The following is a 611-nucleotide window of genomic DNA, read 5'->3' on the forward strand; positions in this document are numbered from 1 at the left end:
TTTAATCGTTTATTTAGATCGCTAGCTGTTTTGATAATAAAAGCCGTGTCTTAAAGGACGCGGCTTTTTTTTATTCTATCTTTTAGACGCCACAGCCGCTTTAATCAATTCCTCTACAGTCTTTATCTATCTACAAAAGGATATTAAACCTGTAGAAATCTCTTTTCTTCCTGTAACCCATGCCCCCAAAATAAGTTGCGTATCTCCAAAAACACGCGCCCTGCCACCAATAATTGCCTTTCCATAAGCACGTACATTACCGTAAACCTTCGCAAACCCATTAACACACGCCTCATCACAAATTATTGCATTTTCAAAAACCTTCGCATGCCCCCAAACCATAGCAGCATTATAAACCTTGGCATCATCACCAACCCAGCAATTGCCATCATGTGATAAGTTGTATTCACTTTCAATAAAGCCCCCTAAATCTCCTTTTTTAACACTTCCAAAACTTCTTAAAGCTTTAATGCGATAAAGTGTTCTAACTCTACCATAGAGATGGTCTTTAACTTCTGTAGTTTCATTAGTAAGTTCATATTTTTTGGATACAGTTTTAGTGGTCATAGGTAGCTCCCTAATCTAATATTCAAACAAATTTTTAAATGAAA

Annotated in this window: 1 protein-coding gene; it reads right to left on the reverse strand. The window is 36.3% G+C overall.

The genetic code is table 11. From position 1 onward, the window contains the following. Positions 1-126: 126 nt before the first annotated feature. A complete protein-coding gene (locus tag ACFILO_RS09715; protein WP_375612653.1) occupies positions 127-567 on the reverse strand; it encodes a hypothetical protein in 441 nt (146 codons plus the stop codon). Positions 568-611 lie beyond the last annotated feature (44 nt).

The sequence above is a fragment of the Bartonella sp. AP72JLCBS genome (genome assembly GCF_042195705.1).
Lineage (GTDB): Bacteria > Pseudomonadota > Alphaproteobacteria > Rhizobiales > Rhizobiaceae > Bartonella.